Annotated in this window: 12 protein-coding genes; 6 read left to right on the top strand and 6 right to left on the bottom strand. The window is 55.9% G+C overall.

What is annotated here, in order from left to right:
• Positions 1-146: 146 nt before the first annotated feature.
• The 3 genes from ACQKE4_RS12800 (at position 147) to nfi (ending at position 2951) form a co-directional block, all read left to right on the top strand.
• Positions 147-314 carry a hypothetical protein gene (locus ACQKE4_RS12800; RefSeq protein ID WP_427388769.1) on the top strand — a complete coding sequence of 56 codons (168 nt, stop codon included), beginning with the start codon at positions 147-149 and terminating at the stop codon, positions 312-314.
• 112 nt (positions 315-426) lie between these two features.
• Positions 427-2145, top strand: coding sequence for a DEAD/DEAH box helicase (locus tag ACQKE4_RS12795; protein ID WP_427388768.1), 1719 nt, complete (start codon positions 427-429; stop codon positions 2143-2145).
• Between the two features lie 119 nt (positions 2146-2264).
• The gene (gene nfi / locus ACQKE4_RS12790; protein ID WP_427388767.1) at positions 2265-2951 is read left to right on the top strand and encodes a deoxyribonuclease V; all 687 of its coding nucleotides are present in this window, start codon (positions 2265-2267) and stop codon (positions 2949-2951) included.
• A gap of 17 nt (positions 2952-2968) precedes the next feature.
• Here nfi and ACQKE4_RS12785 read toward each other — a convergent pair whose 3' ends face one another.
• Complete coding sequence (locus ACQKE4_RS12785) at positions 2969-3685, bottom strand: glutamine amidotransferase (RefSeq protein ID WP_427388766.1); 717 nt, start codon at positions 3683-3685, stop codon at positions 2969-2971.
• Positions 3686-3822: 137 nt separating this feature from the next.
• Between ACQKE4_RS12785 and tpx the strand changes: the two genes are divergently transcribed.
• Positions 3823-4323, top strand: coding sequence for a thiol peroxidase (gene tpx / locus ACQKE4_RS12780; RefSeq protein ID WP_427388765.1), 501 nt, complete (start codon positions 3823-3825; stop codon positions 4321-4323).
• Here tpx and ACQKE4_RS12775 read toward each other — a convergent pair.
• Positions 4306-5004 carry a gamma-glutamyl-gamma-aminobutyrate hydrolase family protein gene (locus tag ACQKE4_RS12775; RefSeq protein ID WP_427388764.1) on the bottom strand — a complete coding sequence of 233 codons (699 nt, stop codon included), beginning with the start codon at positions 5002-5004 and terminating at the stop codon, positions 4306-4308. The two genes, tpx and ACQKE4_RS12775, sit on opposite strands and share 18 nt — an antisense overlap.
• A gap of 72 nt (positions 5005-5076) precedes the next feature.
• A complete protein-coding gene (locus ACQKE4_RS12770; RefSeq protein WP_427388763.1) occupies positions 5077-6108 on the bottom strand; it encodes an amidoligase family protein in 1032 nt (343 codons plus the stop codon).
• Between the two features lie 140 nt (positions 6109-6248).
• Between ACQKE4_RS12770 and ACQKE4_RS12765 the strand changes: the two genes are divergently transcribed.
• Complete coding sequence (locus ACQKE4_RS12765) at positions 6249-8687, top strand: mechanosensitive ion channel domain-containing protein (protein WP_427388762.1); 2439 nt, start codon at positions 6249-6251, stop codon at positions 8685-8687.
• Here ACQKE4_RS12765 and ACQKE4_RS12760 read toward each other — a convergent pair.
• Both ACQKE4_RS12760 and ACQKE4_RS12755 read right to left on the bottom strand, forming a co-directional pair.
• On the bottom strand, positions 8604-9035 hold the full coding sequence (locus ACQKE4_RS12760; RefSeq protein ID WP_427388761.1) for a hypothetical protein: 432 nt from the start codon (positions 9033-9035) through the stop codon (positions 8604-8606). The genes ACQKE4_RS12765 and ACQKE4_RS12760 overlap by 84 nt on opposite strands.
• 31 nt (positions 9036-9066) lie before the next feature.
• Positions 9067-10068 carry a DnaJ domain-containing protein gene (locus tag ACQKE4_RS12755; protein ID WP_230834333.1) on the bottom strand — a complete coding sequence of 334 codons (1002 nt, stop codon included), beginning with the start codon at positions 10066-10068 and terminating at the stop codon, positions 9067-9069.
• A 111-nt stretch (positions 10069-10179) separates the two neighbouring features.
• Here ACQKE4_RS12755 and ACQKE4_RS12750 point away from each other — a divergent pair, with 111 nt between their 5' ends.
• Positions 10180-11610 (top strand): hypothetical protein, encoded by a 1431-nt coding sequence (locus ACQKE4_RS12750; protein WP_062361411.1) that lies wholly within the window; start codon positions 10180-10182, stop codon positions 11608-11610.
• A gap of 86 nt (positions 11611-11696) precedes the next feature.
• Here the strand turns inward: ACQKE4_RS12750 and ACQKE4_RS12745 are convergent, their stop codons facing one another.
• Positions 11697-12821: an aminotransferase class V-fold PLP-dependent enzyme gene (locus tag ACQKE4_RS12745; protein ID WP_427388760.1), complete on the bottom strand. Its 1125-nt coding sequence runs from the start codon at positions 12819-12821 to the stop codon at positions 11697-11699.
• Positions 12822-12850 lie beyond the last annotated feature (29 nt).

Here is a 12850-nt window from a genome sequence, read left to right as displayed (position 1 = left end):
AACTGGTCATAAACTAAAGGCGGTGTTAGTATGCGCCTTCCTCGCATGTGTTGACCCCTCCATCATGACGGTAAGCATCGATCTACATATTAGTTATTTTTTGTGAATAGTTATTTGTAGTTGTGCTTGCGGGAACATCTCGCCAATTGCTAGATGTTCATTGCTGTGAAGATGGCGCGCCTCCAGTATTTCACCACACGGGTGAAATCGGCGCAGCAGGTCGCCACAACGGTTGGCCCGTTAACGCGGTGTTTGCCAACCGGATGCTAGGTGCGACCGGCGTCTCCGACTCCATTGATGGCTTTGACCGCTAGGGCGGTGCCTGTTATCGACGATGACCACATTTTATGTCGTTGTACGATGACAGAGTCAGAGACGCTTATGATGTTTTTTGCCGGTACTTGCCGGCCTACCAAGGTGTGATTAATGACCTCGACTTCTGTCGCTTCGCCGAGCTTCGGCGATCTTGCTCTATTGCCTGCTGTTCTGTCTGCTGTTGAATCACAGGGCTATTTAGTACCCTCGCCGATTCAGGCACAAACGATTCCTGCGCTGCTTGAAGGCCGCGATATGCTGGGCCAGGCCCAGACAGGTACCGGTAAAACCGCTGCCTTCGCACTGCCTTTGCTGTCACGTCTGGAACTCCAGCGTCGCGAACCGCAAGTGCTTGTCATGGCTCCGACCCGCGAGCTTGCGCAGCAGGTCGCTGCCTCGTTCAGTAAGTATGGCCAAAACCTCAAAGGGCTAGAAGTTGCGATCCTTTGTGGCGGTCAAGAGTACCGTGAGCAGTTAGGCGCATTGAAGCGTGGCGCTCAGGTAATTGTGGGTACGCCAGGCCGTATTATTGATCACCTGGATCGCGGTAGCCTGAAGCTTGATGGCTTGTCTGCCCTAGTGCTGGACGAAGCTGATGAAATGCTGCGCATGGGCTTTATCGATGACGTAAAACGCGTGGTTGCCGATACCCCTAAAGATGCTCAGCGTGTGTTCTTCTCGGCCACTTTGCCGACTGAAATTGAGCGCATTGTTAACCGTTACTTGGTTAACCCAGTGAAGGTGGCGATTGAGTCTGGCACCACCACTGGCGAAAACATCGAACAGCGCATTGTGCGCGTTGATGGCGGCGCTAAGCTGGAAGCTCTTTCGCGTATTCTTGAAGTCGAGCCGGTTGACGGTGCTATCGTCTTCGTACGTACTCGTGCGGCCTGTACTACGCTGGTTGAGCAACTGACTGCACGTGGCGTTAACGCTGCAGGCCTGTCGGGTGATCTGGACCAGAGCTTGCGTGAGCGTACTATTACGCGCTTGAAGCGTGGCAAAGTTGATGTATTGATTGCGACTGATGTGGCAGCGCGTGGTCTTGACGTGTCGCGTATCACTCACGTTATCAACTACGACCTGCCCCAAGACGCGGAAGCGTATACGCACCGCATTGGTCGTACGGGTCGTGCTGGTCGTAGCGGCATCGCGATTACCTTTGCTGGTTTCCGTGAAGGCCGCAAAGTAGGCTGGATGGAGCAGGCAACCGGTCAGAAAATGACTGAAATGCCATTGCCTGATGAAGCGGCCATTCGCGCCCATCGCGATGACGTCTTCCATAAACGGGTTATCGCTTCCTTAACCAAAGGCGCAGAAGAGCAGCGTGCTTTGATTGAGCGCCTGATTGAAGAAGGCCATGACCCGATCGAGCTGACCTGTGCATTTGCCGCTATGGCACGTGCTGACGAAGCTCCGATTGGCCGTCTGCAAGCACCGCGTAAAGAGAAGCCCTCGCGTGACGGCGCACCTGCCGGTAAGCCGGGCGCTCGTCGTGAACGTCCTAGCAGCGGCCCGACAGAAGGCATGACGCGCTACCGCGTATCCGTTGGCCATAAAGACGGCGTCAAGCCAGGTCAGCTAGTCGGTGCCCTTGCCAATGAAGGCGGCATTGAAGGCGCGCGTATCGGTCGTATCGATATTCGCAACGCTTTCTCTGTCGTAGAACTGCCGAGCGGCTTGCCTTCGACAATTCTAGCCAAGATGGCCCGTGCCCGTGTGGCCGGTCGTCCGCTAGAAATTAGCGAAGACAGCGCCCCGGCTGAGCGCGCACCGCGCCGCCGTCGTGACGAAGGCGATGCGCCGGTTCGTCGTCGCGAACGCGCATAAGGATTAATCAGCTGCCGCCAAGCGGCAACTGAGGCCATCTCAACGCCCCCGCACCTTTACTGGTGCGGGGGCGTTTTTTTGCTACCTTATTTACCATTCACCAAATCAAGGAAGATGATATGCCTGCACCATTGCATGAATGGAATTTGGCGCCCCGAGAGGCGAGGTCACTACAAACAGAGTTGGCGAAACGCTTGGAGCTTTCCGATCGCTTAGCGCCGGTTGAGCATATTGCTGGGGTGGATATTGGCTTTGAAGACGGCGGCGAAATAACCCGGGCGGCGGTGGTCGTATTGAAATGGGACCCATCCAGTGCACCAGACTTAAGCGTGGTGGAGCAAGTGGTTCACCGCGAGCCCACCCGGATGCCGTATATTCCTGGCTTGCTATCGTTTCGTGAAATTCCCGCGGCGCTGGGCGCATTTGAAAAGCTAAGCGACATGCCGGAACTAGTAATGGTCGATGGTCAGGGCATTGCCCACCCGCGCAGGCTAGGTGTGGCCGCTCATTTAGGCTTGTGGCTGGATTTGCCGACTATCGGCATTGCCAAGTCACGCCTGTATGGCAAACACGCTGAGGTAGGCGAGCAAAGGGGTGATGTGACACCGCTTTATGCGGGCAGCGAGACGATCGGTGTGGTGCTGCGCTCACGCGCCAAGGTCAAACCGGTGTATGTGTCGCCAGGGCATCGCATCACCCTTGAAACATCCCTTGAATGGGTGATGCGCTGCCTGGGGCGTACCAAACTGCCTGAGCCGACGCGCTTGGCAGATCGCTTAGCCTCGCGTCGTGACCAGCGTAAGTGAGCGGCTATTACTAAGGGCTATACAAACGTCAAAAAGCGCTGCAGCAAGCTGGTTGCTTCAGGAGAGTCCGTCACTTCAGCGGATAGGGTGATCGGGTCTTCGCCTTGATCGCGCAGTGCGGCCCCTTGGCGTTCAATGTAAGCGCGCATCACGGGGACATTGAATTCAGGGTGGAACTGTACGCTCCACTGGCGAGGGCCGTAGCGCAGAGCCTGGTGAGCATCATGGCTATTGTGGGCCAGCACGGTAGTGCCGTGAGGGGCTTGCATGACGGATTGCGCATGGGAAAGGTGGGCAGCAAAGCTTTCCGGAAGTTGGCTAAATAGTGGGTCTTGTTGGCCTGCCTGTGTCAATCTTACGGTGCGAGTGCCAGACTCGCGACCGGCAGGGTGATAGTCACTGACCCCGCCAAAAGCGGCGGCCATTAACTGGTGGCCGTAGCAAACGCCCAGCATGGGAATATCATTAGCCAGTGCTGCTTGCAGCCATGGCTTGAGCGCCTCGCTCCAGGGTTCAGCGTGGCTGACCATGCTATGCGAACCGGTAATCACTATGCCCGCTAATGACTCCAGTTCAGGGGCTTCAGAATAGCGCTGGGCATCCCACACCTGCAGATCTAAATGCGCGGGTAAAGAGCTGCTTAGCTGATTGACAAAGAGTGTTTCAAAATCACCGTGCTGGTCGACCACTTCAGGAAAGGCGTCGCCGGTTTTAACTATTAAGAGACTTGCCATGTCACCACCTCAGTGAAATGAAACGAAAACGTTGAACAATGTCCTTCGCGACAAGTCCGCAAAGGCATGAAGATAGCCTACCATGGCTTTTCAAATGGTAAGAACGCGTTAATTATTAACGATATAAGGAGTCGATCATGCAACAGATCACCCGCGCAGGCGAACCCATGGACGTCGCTGGCTTGCTGCCAGCAACAGGCCAAGCGGCGCCTGCAATGGCGCTGACCAACAGCGACCTGCAAGACGTCTCGCTTGAGACGTATGCAGGCAAGCGAAAAGTGCTCAATATTATCCCCAGCGTTGATACGCCTACCTGCGCAATGTCTACACGGCGCTTTAACGAACTGGCCTCTAAGCTTACCGATACAGTGGTATTGGTGGTGTCAGCGGATTTACCGTTTGCCGCCAAGCGCTTTTGTGGGGCAGAAGGGCTGGATAACGTGGAAACGCTGTCTACCTTCCGTCACCCAGAGTTCCTTGAAGCGTGGGGTGTGGCACTGTGCAATAGCCCGATGCAAGGTTTGTGCGCTCGCGCAGTGGTAGTACTGGATGCCGACAACCGCGTGTTGCACAGCGAGTTGGTGAGTGAGCTGAAAAACGAGCCGGATTACGAGGCCGCGTTAGCAGTCTTGAGCTAACTGCGAGCGTTTTCTAGCATGACGTTGTGATGCCGTCACCAGCGCGCGAATCAAGCGCTGCTGGGGGCGGTTGAAAATTAGCCACTCCGGGTGCCACTGCACGCCAATTAAAAAGTCGTGCTCACGGGACTCAATGCCCTGCACTAAGCCATCCCGATCCCGGGCGACAATCTCAATGCCTCTTCCCGCTTGATAAACAGCCTGGTGATGCAGGCTATTTACTCGGCACCATGTGACGCCCAGTAGGCGATGCAGCTTGCTAGCCCCGACAATATCGACGGTTTTACGCGGTAGCACCGTGCGGCGTCGTTTTAACCCCTCATGGGTGGTGTAAATATCCGGGTCAAGAGTACCGCCTAAGTGGACATTAATTAACTGCGCACCCCGGCAAATGCCGAGTACGGGCGTATGCAGCGGAATAAACCGTTCAAGCAGCGCAAGCTCCAGCTCATCCCTGGCAGGGTCAAGGCGCACATTCAGCTGCACCTCGCCGCCGTAAAGATGGGCCTGAATATCGTCACCACCGCCAATGATCAACCCATCCAAGCTTTCCGGCTGTGGCCGTGAAGGAGATAGGCGCAGCGGTTTACCACCGTGTCGCCAAACGGCAAACCAATCGAACCACCATGCTAAATGGCTTTTCTGGTCAGAGGTCGTAATACCGATAAGCGGGCGTGACATGCAGATAATTACTCACTGTTAGAGAAAATAAATTGTTAGATAAAAACGAATAGCTTCAAAAAAGGGAGTGACTTAGCGCTTACGCTGCAGCCAGCCCCCCAGTTTTGCAGAACAACGAGATAATTTCTCTTTCACCCGGGTTAGTAGTGGCCGGTTATGGTAGGCAATATACTCTGCACAGCGAGCACGCAGCACCTCGGTATTAACCGCAAGTTTCTCAACTTCAACCCACCGGTTCCACTCCACCACCGACCCCCACCCAGGCTGCGAAAGCTGCGCGTTAGGCAGTCGGTAGTGAAAAGTGGGGCGCGGCTTGGTGAGCTTCTCATGTAACAGCTTATGAGAATGGTCGGGGCGTAAATAGGTAAATAACGGCAACATATCCAGCTCGCGATTGCGCGTTGGATTGTGGTGCAAGTAGTCGTCAATCAACGTACCGAGATCGGGGGCGTAGCGGCTATCCAGTACCTTTAGCGTGTAATCTTTGGGAAATGGATTGGCATGGGGCAACATTTCACGGGTGATATCGACTTTTATTTCGTCGCGCAGCCACCCAGCGAGCAGTAAATAGGCGCGCAGCATAGCGAGTAAATAGTCGACGTCAAAGCCTTCCACTTCAGGGTTGAGGTGTAAGCCAAAGCCATACATCAAACTGGCATCAGTGCCCTTCGCACCATGCACGCGGAGTGCTTCAAATAGTACGTCTAGCGCTTCTAGCTCGTCCCACGGGATGGGCGGACAAACAATTTCGGTAGGTACTAAACCGGTGACCATGTCGCCGATTAATTCACGGGTTTTTTGATGGAACTCTACACGCCGTTGGTGCTGGTAGCGTGCCCACTCGCCGTCTTCGGCGTGGGAGTCGTCGACCAGTGATTTATCGGGATGTGCATATTGGGTGTCGAGCTCAATCCCAAATTCTCCCCAGCGTGTATTCTCTACCAGTAGCCGATGGGGGCTTACCACGTTAAGCTCCCCGCCAAACAAGTCGCGCACGATTAATGCAGTATCGCGGGGTGGCAGGCCAGCAAATTCAACTTCTACGCCGACATGCCGGGTTTCCCCGTTACTGTTTAAGCGATTAGGCGGAGCTTGTAGCGTCATCTCAACATCCTGGAGGTGAACGTTTAAGCGACCAGCCTATCATAGTCAAGCGTTAAGACTGAGCGCATTAAGGGCGCTAAACTATAGCGGTAGCAAACAATAAATAGGGCGCTATTTACGCTAATTTTCGGGAGTAAAATGTGCGACAGCACTGGTTAATCAATACGGTAATAAGCATCGTCTTCTTTGTGCTGACGAGTATAACGGTAAGCCAAGCACACGCTCAGATAGTTTCATTGCCAAGCTTAGGCGGCGGCTCTGAGCAAGAATCGACTGAGGTGAGTGGGGCAGATTTTCAGAGCTCGCTAAATGACGTCATCGGCATGCTTGAAAGCGAAGAGCAGCGCACCCAATTGCTTGAGTCGCTGCGCGAACTGCAGGTCACTGCAGACGCTGCAACTGAAGATGAGAGCATCGTGCGTCAAGGCTTACTCGGGGCGCTTGCGGATACGCTGAGTGATCTTGGCGAGCAGGCTCAAGCGGGCGGCTCTCCCATTGATGAGTGGTCACGCCAATTAGCGCAAGGTGCTGAAGATTTACGTGCGCTTAACGCTGATGCGGACCAGGGCGAAGCACTTCGGGCGGTGGCAGATGGTGCTGTGCTGGCCATCATTTGGACAGTGCTGTTGGTGGTGATGGTGGCCTTTGGCCGATTAGTAGCCACCCGGCGGGAATGGCCGCTGGATCTACCCCGCGACCCAAAAGGCTGGCTGCTGGTGGTGCACTTTTTACGCCGCATGTTGCCGTGGGTGCTGGCGTTTGCCGTTACGCTAGGGATTGCTCAGGTACTGCCCGATAGCCCAGGGCGTATCCTAGTGCTGGTGGTTGCGTATATTTGCCTATGCGGGCGTGCGCTCTCCGTGGTATTTGAAACCGTGATCGCGTTCTTTAGCCGTGGCCACCGGTTTACTGCCGTACAGCTACTTCAGCAGAGCGCCTTACGCGGGCTGTTTGTGATTGGTGCGCTCATTGCACTTGGTGATGCGGTCAACTCTACCCGCTTGGTCGAAATGCTGGGTAGCGAACTCTCAAGCCTAGTCTCGATGCTTGCTAACATGCTTGCAGCGCTACTCTCGGCACGCTTTATTCTTAAATTCAAACGGCCCGTACGCCACTTGATCTGCAACCGGCCGTTCAAGCAGCGCCGTGAAGCCAGCACGGCCGTTGAAATGATTCGCTCGCTAGGTGGGCTTTGGCATATACCCGCCCTGCTGCTGGTAAGCGGTTCGTTGCTGGCGATTTTTATTACCGTCGGTGATGTGGGTACCGCACTGGCGCGCTCGATAATTTCAGCTAGCTTATTAGTGCTTACGCTGGTGATTGTCGGACTGCTGCGCCGCCAAGCGGAGCGGATGGGCAAGCGTCGCCACCGTCATCGCTACAGCCAATACCGTAAACGTTTAGAGCGTTTTGGCTTTGTGCTAGCGCACATCAGTACGTGGATGGTATTTGCTGAACTCTCGATGCAGGTGTGGGGCAGCTCATTTTTTGGTCTGGGACAGCAAGCCGTGGCTAGCGCGCGTATCGGTCAAGCGCTGATAAGCCTGGGCGCTACCGTGCTGTTGGCGTGGCTGGTATGGATTTTTGCCGATACCGCGATTCAGCGGGCGCTGACATCCACTGCACGTTCCCGTGGGCGGCGGGTGAATCAAGCGCGGGCGCAAACCATTACGCCGATGATTCGCAACGTCATCTTCGTGGCGATTCTGATTATTGCAGTGATTGCTGGGTTGGCAAATCTAGGCGTTAACGTAACACCGCTACTCGCGGGCGCTGGTGTCATTGGTCTGGCGATTGGTTTTGGTGCGCAAACCCTCGTGCAAGACTTGATAACCGGGATATTTATCCTCATCGAAGACTCACTGGCCGTCGATGATTTTGTGCTGATCAATGGGCATATGGGCACGGTAGAAGGGCTTACCCTGCGCACCGTGCGTCTGCGCGACTTGGATGGTGTGGTGCATATCATTACCTTTAGCCGCATTGAGTCAATTCACAACATGTCCCGCCAGTTCGGCATCGCGCTGATGCGTATCCGCATTCCGTACGATATGAAAATCGACGATGCGATTACGCTAATGCAGGAGACCGCCCAAGAGTTGCGTAAAGACCCAATGATGCGTCACTACATCTGGTCGCCATTGGAAATGCAGGGAGTGCAAGGCTTCGAGGATGGCTGTCCTATTTTGCGTATGCGCTTTCGCACCGCGCCGGAAATGCAGTGGGATATATCAAGGGCGTTTAATCTGTTGCTGAAGCAGCGCATGGAAGCTCAAGAGATTGATCTGGGCGTACCGCGCCTCAGTGTCAGTATGGAAGCACGCTCTGAGTCGCGTATGGAAGACACCTCCGGCACCGATTTAAGCATGGAGCGGGGCGAGGAGAGCCATTCTTCTTCCAATGAAGAGCCACATAAAAAGCCCGCGCCCCCGAAGCCCGCACCACGCCCCACTCAGGCGGAAATCCGTCAAGACGAGCGGGAGCGCCACGGCACGTCAGCCCAAGCCAAGCCCCAAGCTCAAGGCAAACCCCAAAGCGAGGCCTATGCCCGCCCCCACGGTGAAAACGGCGATGAGTAACCATGGCCCCCGCAGGCGACGCCAGCGGTTATAGAGCGAGACCGCGTGACTGACGCGGTCAACTAGCTCATCGTGGCGGGAGATCGCGTTATCCGGCGGCAGCGAAAAATCATTGGCCACATCGCCCTGCCAATGGGCACCGTGGGTTAGGCCCAACCGGGCGCGCAGGCGCCCAATGTCGCTCAGGGTGTGGTGAAGGGTGTCGTAGGTTTCCCGGTGTGGGGCAACGGCGAACACGGAGGTAGCATCCTGGCGTAGTGCGCTATTGGGGCAGCGGGCCAGGGCGCTCTTAATCTGCTGGTTGTTGGCATCCGGCGTCAGGGCGAGGCGTTGGTACAGGTCGCGCATAATCCAGGAAGTCTCTTTCCAAGCGTAGTGATTAGTAGGTTTGCATCAAATAATCATAGGCATTTTTGATGCGTTGAAAACGCGCCGACGCTAGAGCGACCTGGTGCTCGCTATCGGAGTAGAAGCGATCTGGGTGGTGAAGCTGGGCCATGCGGCGATAGGCGCGGCGTACATCGGTTTTGCTCGCCCCTGGCGTCAGCCCCAGGACAGCGAGGGCGCGAGTGGTGCGATCGGGAGGCGGTGGGCTGCTACGTTGCTGGCGTTGTCGTGACTCCTCTTGCCGCGCCTGCTCCTGGCGTGCTCGCTCTTGGCGTGCCTGCTCCTGACGCGCTTGCTCGGCTCTGGCCTTCTCCGCTTTCTGTTCGGCGCTGGACTGCTCCGCCCGCGCTTTGGCACGGCGGGCGTCCTCTTTTTGCTGCTTTTTTTCCTGCTGCTTCTGCTTCTTTTCCTGCTGTTTATCCGCTTTGGCCCGCTGCTGCTGTTCTTGCTCGGCCTGCGATGCCTTGGCGCGTTGTGCAGCCTCGGCTTCTTCCCGCGCTTTGCGGGCATAGTAGTCCGGGTCGTGAGCTTGCCAATAGGCGTCGCGGCTCGGGTCTTCCGGCTGGCGCAGCGGCTGGCCAGTCAGTTCCTGAAAAAGCGTGCCCAAGGTGGCCGGCGCTACGTTTAGCAAATCGGCTAAAAAACGCAGGATATAATGGTTGGCAAGCGAGATATCGCCGTCGTCCGTGGCCACGGTAATCGCTTGGTGCATCACACTCAGGCTACGCTCTTTAGAACACTCTTTGCGTACCACCTCGGCGGCCAGCTGAATGGCGTGCAGGTCTTGGCTGTGGGCAATACTCATCACCGGCCCCAGTTCGTGTCCGTGGCGAAACTGCGATGTCACCTGGGCCAAGCGGCGACGCCGCTGGCCTTCCGAGACGTGCTGGCGGTGCACCAGCACCCAGCCCAGCAGTAGTAGTGTGGCCGTATCCACTTGGCTGCGGCTTTTGAGCAGCAGCAGCTCAAAGGGTGAAAAACGGGCGGTGGACATTCCCTAGCTCCAAGGCGAAGTAGTAAACCGTAGCCTCTGTTTAGCAGACCACTATGGCGAGCTCACCATGGTATATCATCGTGTTTGGCAATGAAGTAGGAGATTCGTGAGGTGATCAACGTTGAGCGTAAAAATAGCTTCCAACTGCGCCTATCGCGGCGGCTAAAAGAAGAAACCTCGCATACGCTCGATGTGTATTTGTTCGTGCCCAAAGAGCTTGGGTTGAGCACTCACGTCATTTCCGAAGAGGCATTTTATCATGGTGCGATCAGTGTCTCGCGCACTTACTACAGCGACGAGTATCACTTGCCGCTGGTGCATAGCCGATTGGCTAGCCGTAACCAGTTGGGTAGCGACTCTTACCGCTTGAGCCTCAGCCTTTACGCCTATCAATACGTGGGGGCCTTGGAGCGCACCACCCAAGCCTTGCTGGCTGACGCCCGTAAGCTGCGTCGCGAGCCAACCGATGAGCCAGACGCCTGGAATGAGAAGGCCAACGCACTGACCGAACGGCTCGCGGAAATGAGTGACCTGAGTGACGGCATTCTCAAACGCCTGCGGCGCAACCCGCCCAGCGACGAGCGTCTTTATAAATACTTTGCCAATATCGACAACTACCTCTCCTGGTTCACCGAGCAGCAGCTATTAGCTCTAGTCGCGCATATGCCACGGGGCGGGCCGTTTAGTGATATCAAGCGGCGCTTTATTACCATTTGCCAGCGCGAAGGGGAGTACCGTCAGGCCCAGGAGTACAACGCCGAACGGGTCATGGAAGATCCGACTCGCATGTCGAATAAAATGCGCCTGCTGCGGCTCTTGATTGAGCAACCGATCACCCTCAAGCAGCGTACCCTGGAGCTGGGTAGCGGTGAACAAAAGGCGGTCAAAGCGCTGGCCACGGCGGTGGTGATGGCGTTTGTGTCGCTGGGTGTTCTGCAGCTACGCAACGCCTTGGGGGATATTACCGCACTGTTTGTGCTGGCCATGGCGCTGCTCTATGCGCTGCGGGAAGTCTTCAAAGATGACCTGCGTAACACGCTATGGCGCTGGCTGCGCCGTGGCCGCCCCAAATGGCGTCGCCAATACATCGACCCCACCCGCAACGCCCTGGTAGGGCGGCAACTTGAGTGGTTCGACTACAAGCGCTATTCCGCTCTGGATGACGATATTCAGCAGATGCGGCGGCGCACCGTGGCCCAGCGTGACGAGGTGGTGATGCACTATCGCTCCAGCTCGCGCATGTCGCCAACGCGCTTTCTCAGTGGTTATGAACACACCCGCGAAACGCTGCATATCGACCTCTCGATGCTGACCCGCCTAATGAGCAAAGAGAAACATCACATCTACCGGCTCAAAGATGGTCAGGTGGTGCGCGAGAGTGTGGAGCGGCGTCATCTATTCAACTTGGTAATCCGTGAAACGGGCAGTGAAGATACGCCTTATTTGGCGCGCTGGAAGGTCGTGGTCAGCCGCTCTGGCATCGTCGCGGTGGAAAGAGTCGCGGAGAGCAGCGCTGAACAAAATGGCAATAAACTGCGTTAGATCACAATAGTCTCAATGATCGTGCCCGCTATGCAGCTATGCAGCTATGCAGCTATGCAGCTATGCACTAGCGGGCATTTTCTACCTTATGAGACTGCCTTGATTGCTTGTTCCAGGTTCTCCACGCTGCGCTCCGTATGGTGCAGCTTATCCAGCCCAAACAGGCCTATGCGGAAAGTTTGGAAGTTGTCGCCCTCATCGCACATCAGCGGTACACCGCCTGCCACTTGCACACCCGCCTGGGCAAGCTTGCCCACCAGGCCGCTATCCTCGCTATAGCACACCACTACGCCGGGTGCTTCAAAGCCTGGTGCAGCAACGCTTACAAATCCGTGGCCTTTCAGCATGGCGCGTACTTCACGTCCAATCGCCTGCTGCTCCTCTTTAACTTTGGCAAAACCGTAGTCGCGTGTCTCTTGCATGATATCGCGCAGTGTTCGCAAGGCATCTGTGGGCATAGTGGCATGATAAGCGTGCCCACCGTTCTCATAGGCCTGCATGATGCTATGCCACTTGCCCAGGTCACAGGCGAAGCTATTGCTCTGGGTCTCGTTCAAGCGCTGGGTGGCACGCTCTGAGAGCATCACCATGGCGCAGCAGGGGGGGCCACTCCACCCTTTCTGCGGCGCACTCACTACCACATCAATGCCCAGTGCCTGCATATCCACCCATAGGGTACCAGCAGCAATGGCATCCAATACGAACAGGCCGCCTACCGCGTGAGTTGCCTGCGCTAGCGCCTGAATATAGTCATCTGGAAGCAGCAAACCTGCGGAGGTTTCGACCTGAGGCGCAAATACTACCGCGGGTTGCTCGCTGTGAATCCGTGCAACGGCCTCGTCCATGGGCACAGGCTGAAAGGAGGAGCGTGGCTCATCGGCATTCAGGCGTCGTGCTTTAAGTACGGTGTGCTGGTCAGTTAAGCGACCCATTTCAATAATTTGTGTCCAGCGATAGCTAAACCAGCCGTTGCGAATGACCAGCGTTTTTTGGTCAAGAGCAAACTGACGCGCCACTGCTTCCATACCAAAGGTACCGCTACCGGGCACGATCACCGCCGCGTGCGCGTTATACACCTCTTTCAACGTGGCAGAAATATCGCGCATCACCGTTTGAAACTGTTGTGACATGTGATTCAAGGAGCGGTCCGTGTAGACCACTGAGTACTCAAGCAAGCCGTCGGGATCGACGTTCGGCAGTAAACCAGCCATGGCGTTCTCCTACTGTTAGAACAGTTAGT

The organism is Halomonas sp. NPDC076908 (assembly GCF_050269715.1).
Taxonomy (GTDB): Bacteria; Pseudomonadota; Gammaproteobacteria; order Pseudomonadales; family Halomonadaceae; genus Vreelandella.
This window is presented reverse-complemented; position numbering and strand designations above follow the sequence as displayed.

Excerpts from the sequence above, each read along its gene's own strand:
- tpx (WP_427388765.1), top strand. The coding sequence starts at position 3,823 with ATGCAACAGATCACCCGCGCAGGCGAACCCATGGACGTCGCTGGCTTG.
- ACQKE4_RS12785 (WP_427388766.1), bottom strand. The coding sequence starts at position 3,685 with ATGGCAAGTCTCTTAATAGTTAAAACCGGCGACGCCTTTCCTGAAGTG.
- ACQKE4_RS12795 (WP_427388768.1), top strand. The coding sequence starts at position 427 with ATGACCTCGACTTCTGTCGCTTCGCCGAGCTTCGGCGATCTTGCTCTA.
- ACQKE4_RS12760 (WP_427388761.1), bottom strand. The coding sequence starts at position 9,035 with ATGCGCGACCTGTACCAACGCCTCGCCCTGACGCCGGATGCCAACAAC.
- nfi (WP_427388767.1), top strand. The coding sequence starts at position 2,265 with ATGCCTGCACCATTGCATGAATGGAATTTGGCGCCCCGAGAGGCGAGG.
- ACQKE4_RS12770 (WP_427388763.1), bottom strand. The coding sequence starts at position 6,108 with ATGACGCTACAAGCTCCGCCTAATCGCTTAAACAGTAACGGGGAAACC.
- ACQKE4_RS12745 (WP_427388760.1), bottom strand. The coding sequence starts at position 12,821 with ATGGCTGGTTTACTGCCGAACGTCGATCCCGACGGCTTGCTTGAGTAC.
- ACQKE4_RS12775 (WP_427388764.1), bottom strand. The coding sequence starts at position 5,004 with ATGTCACGCCCGCTTATCGGTATTACGACCTCTGACCAGAAAAGCCAT.
- ACQKE4_RS12755 (WP_230834333.1), bottom strand. The coding sequence starts at position 10,068 with ATGTCCACCGCCCGTTTTTCACCCTTTGAGCTGCTGCTGCTCAAAAGC.